General features: G+C 58.7%; 12 protein-coding genes. 4 read left to right on the top strand and 8 right to left on the bottom strand.

The window, feature by feature from the left end; translation table 11 throughout:
• Genes tagF through BJ885_RS13000 form a run of 6 tightly spaced genes read right to left on the bottom strand, consistent with a single transcriptional unit; the run spans window position 1 to window position 8,006 of the window.
• A complete protein-coding gene (gene tagF / locus BJ885_RS13025) occupies window positions 1-717 on the bottom strand; it encodes a type VI secretion system-associated protein TagF (RefSeq protein ID WP_029740102.1) in 717 nt (238 codons plus the stop codon).
• Window positions 718-733: 16 nt separating this feature from the next.
• Window positions 734-4,354: a type VI secretion system membrane subunit TssM gene (gene tssM / locus BJ885_RS13020; RefSeq protein WP_121932093.1), complete on the bottom strand. Its 3,621-nt coding sequence runs from the start codon at window positions 4,352-4,354 to the stop codon at window positions 734-736.
• 2 nt (window positions 4,355-4,356) lie between these two features.
• Window positions 4,357-5,595, bottom strand: coding sequence for a DotU family type VI secretion system protein (locus BJ885_RS13015; protein ID WP_029740100.1), 1,239 nt, complete (start codon window positions 5,593-5,595; stop codon window positions 4,357-4,359).
• Between the two features lie 17 nt (window positions 5,596-5,612).
• Window positions 5,613-6,956, bottom strand: coding sequence for a type VI secretion system baseplate subunit TssK (tssK, locus tag BJ885_RS13010; protein WP_029740099.1), 1,344 nt, complete (start codon window positions 6,954-6,956; stop codon window positions 5,613-5,615).
• Window positions 6,957-6,984: 28 nt separating this feature from the next.
• Window positions 6,985-7,488: a type VI secretion system lipoprotein TssJ gene (gene tssJ / locus BJ885_RS13005; RefSeq protein ID WP_047647483.1), complete on the bottom strand. Its 504-nt coding sequence runs from the start codon at window positions 7,486-7,488 to the stop codon at window positions 6,985-6,987.
• 23 nt (window positions 7,489-7,511) lie between these two features.
• On the bottom strand, window positions 7,512-8,006 hold the full coding sequence (locus BJ885_RS13000; protein WP_032658425.1) for a hypothetical protein: 495 nt from the start codon (window positions 8,004-8,006) through the stop codon (window positions 7,512-7,514).
• Window positions 8,007-9,006: 1,000 nt separating this feature from the next.
• Between BJ885_RS13000 and BJ885_RS12995 the strand changes: the two genes are divergently transcribed.
• Together BJ885_RS12995 and BJ885_RS12990 are read left to right on the top strand one after the other, a co-directional pair.
• Window positions 9,007-11,295 (top strand): FdhF/YdeP family oxidoreductase, encoded by a 2,289-nt coding sequence (locus BJ885_RS12995; RefSeq protein ID WP_121932092.1) that lies wholly within the window; start codon window positions 9,007-9,009, stop codon window positions 11,293-11,295.
• A gap of 22 nt (window positions 11,296-11,317) precedes the next feature.
• A complete protein-coding gene (locus tag BJ885_RS12990; RefSeq protein ID WP_121932091.1) occupies window positions 11,318-12,214 on the top strand; it encodes a LysR family transcriptional regulator in 897 nt (298 codons plus the stop codon).
• Here BJ885_RS12990 and BJ885_RS12985 read toward each other — a convergent pair.
• Window positions 12,193-12,951 carry a phosphate/phosphite/phosphonate ABC transporter substrate-binding protein gene (locus BJ885_RS12985; RefSeq protein WP_121932090.1) on the bottom strand — a complete coding sequence of 253 codons (759 nt, stop codon included), beginning with the start codon at window positions 12,949-12,951 and terminating at the stop codon, window positions 12,193-12,195. The two genes, BJ885_RS12990 and BJ885_RS12985, sit on opposite strands and share 22 nt — an antisense overlap.
• A complete protein-coding gene (locus BJ885_RS12980) occupies window positions 12,944-13,915 on the bottom strand; it encodes a fatty acid desaturase (RefSeq protein ID WP_121932104.1) in 972 nt (323 codons plus the stop codon). Before BJ885_RS12980 ends, BJ885_RS12985 begins: the two co-directional genes overlap by 8 nt.
• Window positions 13,916-14,064: 149 nt before the next feature.
• On the opposite strand from BJ885_RS12980, the gene BJ885_RS12975 reads away from it, so the two are divergent.
• Window positions 14,065-15,045: a GlxA family transcriptional regulator gene (locus BJ885_RS12975; protein ID WP_121932089.1), complete on the top strand. Its 981-nt coding sequence runs from the start codon at window positions 14,065-14,067 to the stop codon at window positions 15,043-15,045.
• A gap of 78 nt (window positions 15,046-15,123) precedes the next feature.
• Window positions 15,124-16,134, top strand: a complete 1,011-nt coding sequence (gap, locus tag BJ885_RS12970) for a type I glyceraldehyde-3-phosphate dehydrogenase (protein WP_121932088.1) — start codon at window positions 15,124-15,126, stop codon at window positions 16,132-16,134.
• Window positions 16,135-16,364: the final 230 nt, after the last annotated feature.

Genomic DNA, 16,364 nt, shown 5'->3' with positions numbered 1-16,364 from the left:
TTATTCAAACATGGGCGGATAAAGACCGTGACGCCCCGGACGGGCGCCCCCTGCCGGGTCGAACAGCAGGGTGAAAAGCTGCCCGGTAAAGTTACCGCTGTGCACGTGGGTGTAGAGCGGGTAACCGTCGCAGCGGTTGGTCCACCAGTAGCTGGTCTGACGCAGCGGATCAAAACACTCCGCCGCCTGAGGCCAGCCCAGCGTGCTCTGGCCATCCTCGTCATAGCCAATTACATCAAGGATGTCGGAACGCTTTTGCGGCTCGACGGGCTGCGGTGCCGGGATGGTCATCAGCATCTCATCCAGCTGCGAGGCGGAAAAACTGTTGCGCACCGCGTGCAGCCCCAGGCGCCCAATCTGCTGGTACCAGCTTTCGGCCTGGCTGAGCAGGCTGGTCGACCACTCTGACGGGGCGAAGCTCAGCTGAAGGCAAACCGGATACTGGCGGCCAACGCTGTCGCGGCCGGGCAGCAGACAGCCCATCTGGATCATCTGGCTGCCCAGCATGGGCGGTACCACAAAATTCCAGACTGGCGCTTTTTGGAACTGGCGCTCGCCGCTGCGCTGCTCTTCCTGCTGCCAGGCCAGCAGACCGACCTGGAACCAGTGTGACCACTGGCGCTGTAAAGTGTCAGGAAAGCGACGCTGCAAAAAATCTCCGGCGCTGGGTAACTTGCCATACCAGCTGTAGCGGTTCATCGCAGGGGTATTCGTCATACGGCTGTCCTTGCGGTTATGGGCATGAGAAACGGGGAAGCTGGAACGGGTTACGAATGCTGTTAGGTGCAAACTCCAGCGTGACCTGATGTCCGTCGACGCTGAAGGTGGCCTGACGGCTCAGGCTACCCGCGCCCGGGCTGGTGCTCGCTTTATCGAAGAAGCGGTTGAGCGCCCAGGCGCCGTTGGTGACCAGCGTCGCCGTGCTGCCGTTAGCCAGCCCCAGCTGCATGCGGACCTGGTTGGTGCCGCCCGGCCCCGGCCAGTTCATGATCTGCACGGCCTGCGGACCGTGGCTGTAGCGCAGCAGCTGGCCGTCAACGTCCAGCGTCAGGTTCAGAATGGTGTTATCCATTCGCACGGTGCGAACCGTCACCTTGAAGGACGGCGTCGTTGCGCCGTTAGCAAAGAAGGCGTCGCGAATCGACTGGGCCTGCTGGAACGGTCTCAGCAGCCCTTCGCTTCCCGGCAGCGTTTTACCGTCGATGCCCGGCATAAAGCGCCAGTTTGCCTGCGTGGTATCCACTTTATTGGTCAGATTGTCGCGGAAGAAAGCGTCCATCAGCCCGGTTCCCGGCGCAAACATGCGCGCGAGATCGTCAGGGGTGACCTCGGTGCTGGCGCTGCGCACCAGCGGGTAGCGACCGGCGATCGCCTGACGGCAGAATCCGCCCACCTCAACGTTAATTCGCTTACGCACGTTTTCGAGGTCGCGGCGCTGGGTATCGCTGCTGGCGCCCACCGCCATATTGCTGAACATGGTTTGCAGCCCGCCCGGCAGGCGACCGGCGCTGGCCTGCAGACGGCTGATCGCCTCGCCGCCCGGTGCAGGCATGCCGCTGTTGGCCGCGTCCTGGACGGCGGTCAGGTAGCGATAGAGCTCATCCACCTGCTTGAGAAAATCATCAAACACGATGGTCTTCCCGCCCTTCTCCAGCGGCTGCGCCAGCTCAATCATCGGCGCGTAGTGGTCGGTGACCAGCTGTTCCGGCGCCTGGGTGACCACGGCGGCCTGGGTCGGCGCAGCGTCATTGTTGCTGAACAGCGCTTCCAGCGTGCGGGTGGCGCGGTTGCTCTGCGCCTGCGCTTTATCCGCATCTTCCGGCGCTGGCGCATTGCGTGACAGCGTCAGGACCTGGCTCAGGTTCTGCACCAGACGGCGCAGCGGCGAGTTTGCGCCGGAGAGCAGGCGCGCGGTGTTGATGCGCTGGGAAAGATCGGCGCTGTTATTGAGCTGGATGTCGGCGAGGAAGCGATCCCAGTTCGCGATAAAATCGCGCATGTAGAGCTGGCGCACGGCGTTATCGATCTGCTGTTTATCCTCCTGCGCCGTCGCGGCTCCCAGCACCCAGGCGTCGTCTTCATGCAGGGCGGTGGTTACGCTGTCAATCTGGCCGTTAAAGCTTTTCCAGTAGCCGTCCGGCGTATACAGGCCCGGTACGCCTTCGCTCACCGGCTTGCCGCTTTTGCGTGAAAACACCAGCTCGCTCTGCGGTCCGCCCAGGTCGGAAAGGGAGACCGGCTTCAGGTTGTCATCGTGTTCCAGCAGGCGTTTGAGGCGGCCGTAGACGCGCGTGGAGAGCGGCTGCTGGCCGATCATCGCTCTTTCGCGGGCAACCAGGGATTCATCCTGCGCGTACGGCGAGGCCTGAATTTTCGGTTCCAGCAGCTGCGTCAGGTGCCATTCAAGCTGCTGCAGCTGCGCCTTCGTGACGTTCTGCGGCAGATTCCGCTGCAGATTGAGCATCACCCACGAATGCAGGAATTTGCCGTCATAGTGCTTCGGCTGATACAGCATCTGATAGGCCTTCAGCGCTTCATAGCTGTATTCCACATCGCTGCCGTTGTCGTTGCGAAGCCAGGTGGTGATGTGCATGGCGACGGCAGGCAACAGCATCTGATCCAGCGCTTTCTGGTACAGAGACTGCGCGGCATCGCTGACGTCATCCCCGCGATAGAGCCCCATACGGCGGGATACTGGCGGATCGTTGACATCAAAGTCGTCGCTTTTCGGCAGGTCAACCAGACCATTCAGCAGCGGCAGCAGATCGAACAGGTCACGCTGCGGCTGGTTCTGTAACGCCTTGCTCTGCTGGTCCAGCAGCGGCACCTTCGCATCCACCTCTGCCAGATAGGTTTTGTTTTTGGCATAGCTGGTCAGCCACAGACCGCCGAGGATCGCCAGCAGGGCCAGCAGCGCCGCATAGCCGGACCAGATCACCGCCCGGTTGCGCAGCTCCCACCAGCGGTTTTCGCCCGCGATCCCGGCTTCCTGGAAGATGACGTTTTGCAGCAGGTTCTTAATGAAGAAACTCTGACCTTTAGCACCCGGGATAGGCGCTTCTTTGCTGACCGAATCCCAGTTATCCGCCTCTCCCCCTTCCGGCAGCGACAGCGCGCGGTTCAGTTCGCCCATTACGCGGTCGAACGGCATGCCTTCCTGAGTCCCGCTGGCGAAGTAGATCCCGCGCGGAGAGAACTCGGTTTCAAAGTTGGAGCGGGCGAAGACCGTGCTCAGGTAGTCCGCCAGCAGCGGACGCAGCGCGGCGAACTCCTGAGGGAAGAGATACGCTTCCGCGCGGGTTTTCGCGTCATGCTCTTTCAGCATGGTTTCCGGCAGCCCGGCATCGAGGCGCTGCTGCAGCAGAGAAAACTCCTGCTGGAAGTTGCCCATCAGGTCGTAATCGGCGTGTTTGGTTTGCTCCCACGGCAGGGTAAAGCCCCAGATCTGGTCGCGCTGCGCTTTATCGTAGTCGGCAAACCAGGCGCGGAAGCCTTTAAGCAGGTCGGCCTTGGTCACCATCACGTACACCGGGAAGCGGATACCCAGCTGTTCATGCAGCTCGGAAAGACGCTGACGCAGGTTCACCGCCTGCTGGCGGGACGCCTCGGCGGACTGGGTGAGCAGGTCAGAAATGCTGATGGTGATGATGACGCCGTTGATCGGCTGGCGGCGGCGATACTTACGCAGTAACCCCATGAACTCCAGCCATTCGCCGGCGTCCTGCACCTGCTCGCTCTCCTGGGTGGTATAGCGGCCCGCCGTGTCCAGCAGCACCGCCTCATTGGTGAACCACCAGTCGCAGTTACGCGTGCCGCCAATGCCCCGCAGCGCGGTCTTACCGAAACGATCGGCCAGCGGGAACTGCAGCCCGGAATTGACCAGCGCCGTGGTTTTACCGGAGCCCGGCGCGCCGATAATGACGTACCACGGCAGCTGATAGAGATATTGCGTGCTGAAGCGCTGCGTCCACTGGGCGCCCTGGCCCGCTTTGCTGAAGTGCGCTTTTTTAAGCATCTGCGCGGCTTCATCAAAACGGCTGGCGAGGATCTGCTCCTCGCTGTTCAGCCGCTTCTGCGGATCCGCGGCTTCCGGGCTGGCGGTATTCTCTTTGAGCTTGTCCATCAGCTTGCGGTTCAGCCAGGCATTGTACAGGCGCGGCAGAATGTGGCCCTGTGCCCAGAGCAGATAGACCACGGCAATGCTGATAATACGGTTCTGTTCAGACTCAAGCGGTCGGGTGTCCACGATGGACAGCAGGGGACCAATCATCCAGATCACCGCCGCCAGCGCGGTTACGCCGAGGAAGCTCCACAGAATGCGGTTGGTCAAGATGGAAAGAAGTGTAGTCAGCATCCTTAGTTTCCTTGCGGCAATCCGTTCAGCTCAGCCTGAGTGTTTTCAGGCGACACCAGCAGAGTAATTTCCACACGGCGGTTACGGGCGCGGTTTTCAGGCGTCGTGTTCGGCGCCACCGGGTTAATCTCGCCCCGCCCTTCCGCTTTCACGCGGCCAGGCTGAGAGAGGCTTCCCTGCAGCATTTTCTGTACCGAGCGGGCGCGTTCCAGAGAGAGTTCATAGTTAGAGGCAAAGCGCGCGCTGCGGATCGGCACGTTGTCGCTGTAGCCCACCACCAGAATTTTGCCGCTGACGTTATTCATCGCCTGCGCAATGCGGTTGATGACCGGCTCATAGCGGTCACGCACGACGGTAGAGGCAGAGGCAAACAGCCCGTCGCCCTTCAGGATAACGACGCTGCGATCCGCTTCGTCTTTCACCGCAACCAGGCCAGCCTCGATTTCAGGCTTCAGGAAGCCGCGCAGGTTCAGCACCGCCGGTAGCTGACGGGCCGGCTGCTGAATAGTGGTTTCCGGCAGCTGGGACTGATAAATCTTCGCCAGCACCGGGTTGGTGTTATCGCCAAGGCGCCAGTTAAGCACGATATAAAACAGACAGGCGATAAACCCGGCCAGCGCCACGCAGGCCCACAGGGGAACCATCGGCCGCCAGAGCTTGCGCAGCACCGGACGATCTTCCGGATGGGGAGAAAGCGGCGGCGGATAGCTGCCGCGCACGCCGCGGATCATCTGCCACAGCCGCTGCTTGATGGTTTCAAGCTGCGTGCGGCCATTATCCAGCACCCGATAGCGTCCTTCGAAGCCCAGCAGCAGACAGTAGTTGATCATCTCCAGCAGCAGAATATGCTCGCGCGGGTTCTGCGACAGGCGCGCCAGCAGCTGGAAGAACTTCTCGCCGCCCCAGGTTTCGTTATGGAACGTCACCAGCAGACCGTTGCTTGACCAGACGCCGCTGCTGCCCCAGGGGGTGAGCGCGGCGGCCTCATCGAGCGCCGTACACAGGCAGTAACGCGCCCCGACGATCACTTCGTAGGGCAGCCCCGCCTGCTGGCAGCGGACTTCGAAACGGCGAATCTCATCGATCAGGCGCTGGCGTAACGCCACCTGATCGTCATGGGAGACCGAATGACGGATCTGCGGAATCGCGTTGAGCAGCGGATTGGCGGCCGCCACCAGCTGATTGTTGCTACTGGCTCCGGTAAACCCGGCATCACTGCCGGTGTCCTGTCGTTCCTGCATATTAAGCGCTCGCTTTATTATTCTGTCGGGCTACGGATGGCCCAAAACTCCATATCCAGCCCCGGGAATTCGCCTGCAAGATGCAGGGCGAATGCGCCGGACTTATCCATCTCGTGCCACAGCTCGCTGCCCTTCTCCAGTTCAAAGTAGCTGTAGCCGGCATGCCACGGGATCTGCGGCGGCGCGACCGGCATGGCGCGCAGCATAATGCCCGGCAGCTGAAGCTGAACCAGATCGCGGATTTTCGACACCGGCGCGACCTTCATCTGCGCCGGGAAATGGGTTTGCAGGTGTTCGCCAGGCACGTTGGCTTTTACCGCCAGCACGAAGCCGAACTCGCGCACCATGCTGGTTTCAGGCACCGTAGCGATGTTCAGGCCGTGAGAGCGTTCGTTAAGCGGCAGCTGAATCGCGTGGTCTTCCATCACCAGCGACAGCCCCTGACGCAGCATCAGCATCAGTTTGCTGAAGCAGTTAGCCAGATCGTCATGATCGTAAATCGGCAGCACGCTTTCGGCAGTACGCTGCGACGTCCAAGTGGCGAGCTCGGTCGCAAATGGCAGCCAGCTGCGCCAGAGCGTTTCCGGATGCAACAGCGGGAGGGTTTTTAAATGAGAAACCTCGCCCAGATGACGGTTAACCAGCGACAGCAGCGTGAACTCAATCAGTTCGGAGGTGTTAAAGCGGCCAGGCTGGCGCAGACGACCGCCAATTTGCTGGCTGCGCTGGACCAGCAGACCGTGCAGATCGTTGATCATGCTGTAGATCTGCGGGCTGTTGTTGGCGTTGAGCATCGGCGGGATGTAGCTGTTATCAAGGCGCACGTGGTTGTCGTTACGTTTCTCCGTCACAAACGCCACGCCGATGGCGGTCCATTCCGCCGTGAGGTCTTTTTCCAGCATCAGGGTCAGACGCAGACGGCCAAACTGGACGGTGGCATCCCCCACCGACATGGCGTTGTCGTCTTCCACCTCTTGCTCGAAAGCGATGAAGCGCGCCAGCGAGGCTGGCTCTTCGCTAAAAATCACCTCTTCTCTCTCGCCGCGACGAACCGGCAGCGCGAGCACCACCTTTTCGTTGGTGAGGTTGTCAGGAATTTTCAGCGGTACAGGACCGTTGCGCCCGTTACGCACCTGGAAAAAGGTGCCGTCCGGCAGCAAACCACTGCAGTAGCTCAGGGCAATGCATCCCTGACGAAGCATCGCTTCATCCAGTTCAACGTCAAGAAAGCCCCAGAGATATGACCGCTGTAGCGCACCCCATTCACGAACATGGTTGAGCAGATAACTTTCAGTCCGCTGAAAATGGTGTGGACGCAGGAACATGCCTTCGGTCCAGACGACCTTTTCTGCTTTCGTCATGATGATGTGTTTCCTGTGTTGAAGCGCGTTACTGGCTGATGACCCGAATGCCGTTCACGTCGAGAAAAACGTTGGCCTGAAGTTCATCCGCGGACCATTTCCAGAACTGGTAGATATGATTTTCGCCAGGCACAGGCAGAGGGAGTGAAACGCGCCATTTTTTGCCATCCAGCATCTGATACTCCGCCATCACGCCGATGTAGCGGGCCTCCGGAGAGCTTTGCCCGCTGAGGGTTTTGGACAGCTGTCCCGGCATCAGGAAGAACACGTCGCTGTTCAGCAGATTCGCGCCAAGCGTGGCTGACGCGTTGTTCTGCAGGGAGTAGAAGTCGCTGGACATGAAATCCGCATCGGATTTCAGCAGCAGCACCCGGACCTTAAGCGGCGCAGATTCATTGATTTGTGGATGAGCCTGAAACTGCAGATTGTAGCGGGAGGGGTCGCTGTGTGAAGACGACGAACAACCACTGACCAGGGCGAAAATCACCGCGTAAAAGAATAACCACAGCTTATGAAAATTTTTATTATTCATAAAAATGCGCTCATGAAAGCCGTTTAGTTCAGGATCCAGGTACCGTTAGCGCTGTCTTTGCAGGCTTTGCTGTTGCCATCGACATCGACACAGGTCGCTTTTTTACGCGCTTTCGGACGAATAGCCTGTTTACGCACGGCGGCGTCGTACAGGTCGGCCTTGATCACGGCGCGCATCGGGACGTAACCAATCAGCTGATCGTTACCTTCATCGGCAAGCGCCATCCAGTAGTGTTCAACCTGCCCCAGCACCACGTACGTTTTTCCGGTCTCGAGATTACGGATAACTTTGCCGCCGAAGTCAGGACGGCTCATCAGGGAAGCCGGATACATGGCGCGATACGGTTCGTTGACCGGGTTGAACTCCGCCGGCGGCGTAACAGCGTGACGGTGGGTTAAGGTCACGCCGTTGACCTGGCTGGTCTCGATCGTATCGTCGTTGATCACAGGTTTCTGCGGCGCTTTACAGCCCGCCACCGCCATTACAAACAGAAGTGAAAACAGTACGCGCATTTTCATATGCTTTTCCGTAGCGATATTTCGATGATGAAGATAAGGGAGTGAAGTTTGACTTAAGTGCTATTGTTAAAATAGCCAGGATATTTTCGGGGCGTTACTATTTTAAGGGCATAGCTACCGCACGAGCCCTTCAGAATAAGGCCCAGTGTCTTCCTGACATATTTTGACAAACGGTAAACAAGTTTACATGAGCTTCGCATCAATTCAATATTTACCGCTACGTAACTGTTGGTAAATGAAGCAGTCGGAAAATTATAGGATTAATCCTATGAAAAAACCCGATATGACCTACACTCTGTTATTTCCCCACCACAACGTCACGCAAGCACATGTTTTATATACAAAAAACACAAAAGAGAACCACTTTCATTAACGCAATACTGCTATTATCGCCACTACCATAATTAGTAGAATTCGCGTATTGGTGAGGTCCGCAGAATATATGAACGATGAATTATTTGTTGCACTAGAAGGGTATCTTTAATATTGAATGCACGCGACAACGAGAGTGTGACTATTTCACTTATGTTGCACGACGTTAATTTCACGACTCAAAATAACTTTATATTTCGCATTGTGACAATGACCCGGTCAGGCCTGAATTTTATCCTTTAATCATTAAGCCAGAGTTAACCTTCCTGACATTTTCGCTGTCGAAAATGCTTGCGATGACCCGCCAGCCGCGAACAGTGTTTATTGCTGCCGCTCACAGGCTTCATTCGAAATTTTATTGCTGCTACATCCTCTCCTGCTCGCCCCATCTATCTTGCCTACCGTTTGATAGATAAGATTTATTATTAAAATGATAAAATTTCGTTATAATTTCTTTAAATATTTAATCATCAGATCTGATAAATCTCTGTAATAAAACGAATTTAAGATAAAGCATTTTTCCACGCCGCATGCGCATAGCCATCCGGTCGTCATTGCTTTCACTTATTGTCCGTTACAGCGTTTTATGGGTTCAGACGTTGTGTGACCGAAGAAATCAGGAGTGGGTATGAATAAGAAAAGACGCTCGGTGCCGGGTATCAGACACTATGACGGTCCTGCCGGAGGCTGGGGCGCGTTAAAAGCGACGGCTATCGCGGTACGTACCCAAATGGATACCCTTGATGCTCCCGCCACGCTGCTGCGCACCAACCAGCCTGACGGTTTTGACTGCCCGGGCTGCGCGTGGCCCGATAAAGAACATAAGTCGACGTTCCAGTTCTGTGAGAACGGCGCCAAAGCGGTGACCTGGGAAGCCACCAGCAAACGCGTTACCCCCGCGTTTCTGGCCGAAAACAGCGTCTCCTCGCTGCTGGCAAAATCGGACTTTGAACTGGAAGGCTACGGTCGACTGACGCATCCCCTGCGCTATGACCGGGCAAGCGATACCTTCCGGCCCGTCGACTGGGACGAGGCGTTTCAACGCATCGGCGAAGTATTGCGCGGGCTCGAACCGGACCAGGTCGAGTTCTATACCTCCGGACGCGCCTCTAACGAAGCGGCGTATCTGTTCCAGCTGTTCGCTCGCGAATACGGCACCAACAACTTCCCCGACTGCTCGAATATGTGCCACGAGGCCACCAGCGTCGGTTTGCCGCGTTCGATTGGCATCGGGAAAGGCACCGTCTCGCTGGACGACTTCGATAAGACCGAGCTGGTGATCTCCATCGGCCACAACCCCGGCACCAACCATCCGCGAATGATGGGGACTCTCCACGAGCTGGCCCGTCGCAACGTGCCGATTATCGTCTTTAACCCGCTGCGCGAGCGCGCCCTCGAACGTTTCGCCGACCCGCAAAGCGTGATTGAAATGGCAACCTACGGCTCAACGGATATCGCCTCGACCTATTTCCAGGTGAAGGCCGGGGGCGATGCCGCCGCGCTGAAAGGCATTGCCAAACACCTTCTCGAAATGGAGGCCGAGCGCGGTGACGTGCTCGACCATGCGTTTATTGCTGAACACACCCTGGGCATAGAGGACTTCGCCGCCGATATCGCGCAAACCCGCTGGGACGAGATCGAGCGCGAGTCGGGCCTGAACCGGGCGGCGCTAGAAAAGGTGGCCGACGCCTATGCGAAATCAAATGCCACCATCATTACCTACGGAATGGGCATTACCCAGCACAATAAAGGCACGGCGAACGTCCGCCTGATCGCTGACCTGCTGCTGCTGCGCGGGAATATCGGCAAGCCCGGCGCGGGTATCTGCCCCCTGCGCGGCCACTCTAACGTTCAGGGGAACCGCACCGTCGGGATTAGCGAGAAGCCTACCCCGGCCTTCCTGAACCGTCTGAAGGACGTTTTCGGCTTTGAGCCGCCGTCTCACCACGGACACGATGCGGTGCAGGCCACGCAGGCGATGATCGACGGTCGTGCGAAAGCGCTCATCTGCCTTGGCGGTAATTTTGCCGTCGCGATGCCCGATCACGAGCGGGGCTTTCCGGCGATGGGTAACCTGGATTTGAGCGTGCACGTCGGCACCAAGCTCAACCGCACCCATCTGCTGGTGGGCAAAGAGACCTTTATCTTTCCGTGTCTCGGCCGCACCGAATTGGATATCCAGGCCACCGGTCGTCAGTCCATTACCGTCGAAGACTCCATGTCGATGGTGCATGCCTCATCCGGCAAGCTGAAGCCCGCCTCACCGCTGCTTCGGTCAGAACCCGCTATCGTCGCCGGCATGGCGAAAGCCACGCTGCCGGAAACCCGCGTGGACTGGCTAACGCTGGTTGAGGATTACGACCGGATCCGCGATCTGATCGAGCAGACCATTCCGGGCTTTGAGAACTACAACGCGCGGATCCGCGTTCCCGGCGGCTTCCGCATGCCGCTGCCGCCAACGCAGCGTATCTGGCCAACGGCGACGGGGAAAGCGATGTTCTCGGTCTTCGACGGCGTTCACGAGAACGCCAGCGGCGAAGGTGAGCACTTTCTGCGCCTCATCACGCTGCGCAGCCACGACCAGTACAACACCACCATTTACGCCCTGGACGACCGCTACCGCGGCGTGTTTGGCCGCCGCGACGTGCTGTTTATGAACGAAGACGATATGGCGCAGTCAGGCCTGGAACACGGCGACCGCGTGGATATCGAAACCGCCCTCCCCGGCAGCGTTCAGCGTCTGAAAGACATCACCGTGGTGGCGTATAACATCGCGCCGGGCACCGTCGGCGCCTATTACCCGGAGGCCAACGTGCTGGTACCGCTTGATTATCTGGATAAGGACAGCGGTACGCCGTCGTATAAATCCGTTCCGGTTCGCATCACCCTGCGCTCGAAAGAGATCCGCATGCTGTAAGGCTGCTCGCGCAGAGAATATGATGGATATTAAACAGTTAAAATATTTAATCGCGCTCGACGAGACCCGTCACTTTGGTAAAGCGGCCTCGCAGTGCAACGTCACCCAGCCGACCCTCTCCATGCGCATCCGCAGCCTGGAAGAGGAGCTGGGGCTGGTGCTGATTGTGCGCGGGCAGCGCTTTGAAGGGTTTACGCCGGAGGGGGAACGCATCCTCGCGTGGGCCCGCGCCCTGCTTGCCGCGCATGACGGGCTACAGGCGGAAGCCGCGCTGTGTAAAGGCCAGGTGGTAGGCGAATTACGTCTGGGGATGGTGCCGTTGGCGAGCGTGGATCCGATGATCTTTATTCGTCTGCTGACGCAAAAATACCCGGAGCTGACCTACAGCCTCTATTCCATGTCCTCAGCGCAGATTGCCGACGGCGTCAGCCGCAATCAGCTTGAGCTGGGAATGTGCTACCTCAACAGCATCGACACCAGTCTGTTTGACGTTATCCAGCTGCCGAAAACGAAGATGGGCCTGCTGCACGACGTCCGCCATTTCCAGCTAGGCCAGGCAACGCTGACCTGGCACGATCTGACGGATTTTCCGCTGGGGTTCCTGACCAAAGGGATGCATTACCGGGCTCATATGGAGGCCAGCTTTAAATCTGCCGGCATCGAACCGACGTCCGTTTTCGAGAGTGACTCCACGTTCCAGATCATTCAGGCGGTTCAGAGCGGCGTGTGCTGCGCCGTCATGCCGCTGAACAACGGGCTGGAAGCGCTGAACAGCAACTTCAGGATTGTCCCCATCAAAGATGCGAACATTGAGGCCCCCGTCGGCCTGATTATGCGCAGACAGAAGCCCGTCTCCTCGCTGGCGCTACGCTGCTTTACCGACGCGCAGGAGATTTATTACGCGGACAATGAGGCGTAGGCCTCGCGCGTCACCTCGCTAAAACCGCCGATCAGCACCGCGTTGCGCACCTCCCGGTATTCCGGTGCATCCACCAGCTCGCGGAGCGCATCGCGAATGGCGTTAAGCGTTTCAGGTGAGGTGTTATGCGAGGTAATCAGCGGCAGTCCCGGCGTCAGCGGGGTACTGTCAATGATCGCCAGCCCCGCAAGCCGTTCCGGCTCATGGCGCTGCAGCAGTGCCCAGGTTACGCAGTCGATGGCCGCGATATCCCCTGCCCCGCGTTTCACATCAATCAGCGACTGGCGATGGCTGCCGCTAAAGGACGTTTGCGCGAAAAAGGGGCTGCCGCTCGCCAGGGGAGCCACTTTTTTTCGCAGCGCATTGTAGCCGGACTGCGAGTCCGGGGAATTACAGACCGCCCGGCGTCCGCGAAAATCCGCCAGCGTCAGGTGCCGATCCTCCTCGCGCACCGCCAGAAAGCTGCGGTACTGGATCCCTTCGCAGCCCGGCGCCGCGTAGTGAAAGCAGCCGACCACCTGCACGTCCGGGAGCTGCGTGACCAGCGGATAACCGCAGGTCTGGCTGAGGATAAGCGCAGGCTGTTGCCAGTGGGTCAGCAGGTCAGATTCCGGCCAGCCGGGGTCACGATCGACGGACACACCGCGCGCGGCCAGCAGCCCCTTTACCGCCAGCCAGAGCGCGCGGGTGTCGGCGCGATCCACGGCATACATGGGAAACGCCAGCAGGTTACTCATACCCTTCCCCCTGTTGTTTTGCGGGATGAACGGTGACGTCGACGGGCCTGGCCCAGAACTGACGCAGCCATTCACCATAGCCCCTGACGAGAAAACCGTGGTTTCGCTGCTGGTACGCCTCCCGGTTTTGCTGGTAGATCGCCTTCAGCCCGTACCAGGGAACGCCCGGCAGATCGTGATGGACTGAATGGTAGTTGAGATTCAAAAACAGCACCCGCCAGAATAACCCGGCCTCGTTAATAACGGAGCGCGCCAGCGGATCGTCCGCCGCGCGATGTTCGAAAAACGATCGGACCTTGGTCAGCGCCAGCGCCGGATAGCTGACAGCCAGCACAAACCAGACGGGTGAAAAACCGGTATGCGTCATCCAGGCGAAGAGCGCCACCAGCAGCAAAACGTGAACCAGCCACATCGCCATCGCCCGCAGGTGAAGGTGACGAAATGCCGCCACGGCGCTGCCCAGCGTCTGCAGGATATCCAGCAGCGGCGCCAGCACCAGCCGCCCGGCGAAGGTATTCCGGGCGCGGATCGTACGCTTCTGCCAGGGGGAAAAGCGCGCCCAGCTCTCGTCGGTAAAATAGTATGACTCCGGATCATCCACCGGATGGGTCAGGCTATGGTGCCGATGATGGGCAAGATGGGAGTCCCGGTACAGGCCGTACGGATACCAGACCGCCAGCGGGAGCGTGCCAAACAGCTGGTTGAGCCAGGCAAAACGCGTGGGGTGCCCGTGGATCAGCTCATGCTGCAGGGACATGTACCAGGCGGTAAACCCGATCAGCAGCAGCGTGGCGGGCAGCAGGCCGAGCGTTTGCCAGAACGCCAGCGTGGCAAACCAGCCTGCATAAATAGTGATAATCAACAGCCACGTGGGCAGTTCGCTTCGCCATAAAAAACCCGATGCAAGGTGGCGGATTTGTTCGCGTTGTTGCGGATGTAAATAGAGGGAGCTTCGTTGACTCATTCCTTCAGACGCCGTTTCGCCAGAGATAATTCTCTGACGATCGGGGATAACGCCTGAAATAACAAAGAACTTAAATCGCATTGCTTTGCCAGAAACGTGGGGCGCACGCGTCGCTTGACTTATTCTGTGATAAAGGTACTTTTCAGGACATGAAGAAGATCCTGATTATTGTTCCCGACGGCGGCATGCTGTTTGAAGCCGCCGGTATCGCCGACATTCTGATGCAGGCCAACCGGCTGCATCCGGAAGGGCTTTCCCATCCCCGCTACCGGATTATCATCGCCACCACACAGCCTCACCAGGTTATCCACGGCCAGTCCGGCCTGAATCTGCTGGCGGACTATCGCCTGCCGGAGCTGGATCCGCGTGAACCGCTGGATACCATTATCATCACCGGACGCGGCATGAACGAGCAGGAGAGCACGGCGGTGGTGGACTGGCTGCACCTCGCTGCGCCGCACGCCCGGCGGGTAGCCTCTATCTGCGGCGGCGCGATGCTGTTGGCCCAGACCGGCCTGCTGGACGGTCGCCGCGCGACCACCCACTGGCGGCTGCTGGAGACGATGCAAACCCAGTATCCGGCTATCCACGTCGAAGGCGGTCCGCTGTATATTCAGGACGGCCCCATCTGGACCTCCGGCGGCGTGAGTTCCGGGTTCGATCTGACCCTGGCGCTGGTGGAAGACGACTACGGATTTACCCTCGCCCGCGACGTGGCGCAGGATATGGTGATGTATCTGCGCCGTCCCGGCGGCCAGCTGCAGTTCAGTCGTTACAGCCTGCAGCCGCCCGGCGCATCGGGCCCGATAAGCGAACTGCAAGCCTGGATCCTGCAGAACCTCACCGCCGACCTGTGCGTGGAGAATCTGGCCGAGAAAGCGGCGATGAGCCCGCGTAATTTCACCCGCGTGTTTACCCGCGACGCGGGCGTCTCTCCGGCCCGCTACGTGACCGAAGCGCGTCTGGCCGCGGCCCGTCAGCTGCTTGAGCAGACCCAGGATCCCCTTGAGCGCGTTGCCGAGCAAAGCGGGTTTGGCACCAGCATTAATTTGCGCCGCATCTTTGAGAAACAGCTTCACCTCACGCCCGGCGAGTACCGCCAGCGATTCCACTACCGCAAGATGGCGTAATCTGATCCTTTTTTGTCGTTTACGCCAGCCGGCCCGACGCCTACAGTGACTCCAGACAACAGAGATAAGGAGTGCACCATGGTTAAGGTCGGTATTAACGGTTTCGGCCGTATCGGACGTAATTTCCTGCGCGCGGCGCTGGGCAACCCGGATCTGCAGATTGTGGCCATTAACGATCTGACGGACAGTAAAACCCTCGCCCACCTGCTGAAGCATGATTCCCTTCTGGGCAAGCTGCCCGCACCCGTAGAAGCGGCAGACGACGCGCTGCAGGTAGACGGGCAGCGAATCGCCGTATTTAGCGAACGCGATCCGGCGAATATCCCGTGGCGTGACGTCGGCGTTGACGTGGTGATTGAGGCCACCGGCTTCTTTACCGAGCGGGAAAAAGCGGCGGTGCATATTACCCACGGCGGCGCTAAGCGCGTCATCATTTCCGCCCCCGGGAAGAACGACGACCTGACGATTGTGATGGGGGTTAATCACGAGCAGTACGATCCTGCCCGTCACGCGGTGGTGAGTAACGGGAGCTGCACCACGAACGGTCTGGCGCCAGCCGCTCAGGTTCTGCATCAGCAGTTCGGGATTGAGCATGGTCTGATGAACACCACGCATGCCTACACCAACAGCCAGGCGCTGCACGATCAGCCGGAGAAAGACCTGCGCGGCGCTCGCGCGGCGGCGCTGTCGATTGTGCCTTACTCAAGCGGCGCGGCAAAAGCGCTGGGGAAAGTGATCCCTTCCCTTGACGGTAAACTGACCGGGTACTCCCTGCGCGTGCCGGTGCCGGTGGTGTCGATTGTGGATTTAACGGTAACGCTGAGCCGTAACGTAACCGTCGAAGAGGTGAATAACGCGTTCCGCAACGCGGCCGCCAGCGGGCCACTGAAAGGTGTTCTGGGCTATAGCGATGAACCGCTGGTCTCCAGCGATTACCAGGGCGACCCACGCTCCTCGATTATCGACGGGCTTTCCACGCTGGTAATTGGCGGGAATATGGTGAAGATCCTGGCGTGGTACGACAACGAGTGGGGCTTCTCTAACCGTCTGGTGGATCTGGCGGTGTGGATGGATAAGAAAGGGCTGTAAGTCTTACCGTGATGCCGGGTGGCGCTTGCGCTTACCCGGCCTACAAATTATGTCATCATCCACTAATATCTCCCCATTCCTCGCTGAATATATAATTCTCAATAATCTCAAGTTTATTTAACTCTTTCTTATTCATCGCATCAATTATGAAAACGCACCAATTAACTTAGAAAATAGGCTAATGTTTATTCTTTATTTTACGTTTAAAAGTGCGAGTCCGATCACTGTCC

The organism is Enterobacter sp. WP_7_1 (assembly GCF_003688535.1).
GTDB lineage: Bacteria > Pseudomonadota > Gammaproteobacteria > Enterobacterales > Enterobacteriaceae > Enterobacter > Enterobacter asburiae.
The sequence above is the reverse complement of the archived record's forward strand: the minus strand, read 5'-3'. Positions and strand labels throughout refer to the sequence as shown.